1 protein-coding gene is annotated in these 388 nt (G+C 60.8%); it reads right to left on the minus strand.

Annotated features, from left to right (window positions below; translation table 11 throughout):
* Complete coding sequence (locus AC0L16_RS33625) at window positions 1–180, minus strand: DUF982 domain-containing protein (RefSeq protein WP_473625820.1); 180 nt, start codon at window positions 178–180, stop codon at window positions 1–3.
* Window positions 181–388: the final 208 nt, after the last annotated feature.

Consider the following 388-nt stretch of genomic DNA (forward strand, 5'->3'; position numbering starts at 1 on the left):
CTAATTAGAGGAGGAGCGTAGCAACCCCTCCTCCTCGGCAGCAGCCTCGAAGGCCTTCCTTACGTCGTCTGGTGTGCCCTCACCTTCAATGCAGGCCATGCAGGCTTCGACCGCCTTCGTCCACTTGGGTCCCCGCTTGGTCCACTTCATGAGTTCCGCAGCGGCCCCCTCGGGCATCATTCGGCCTGCTCCCTTCAGGCCAGCACTGAAACCCACTGTTAACGTCGTTCGCGGGTGAGAGGATGCGGCCGAAGCTTGACAGTGTAGGGTACAGCTCGCTGCCAGGCACGGAGGCGGAAATGAAATTGCTTGGGATTGCGCTCTTGTGCACGGGCATGATCAGCGTAGCAATGCCGGCCGTTCGCGCTGAGGATCAGCTTGTTCCGCC

Source organism: Mesorhizobium sp. WSM4848 (assembly GCF_055811375.1).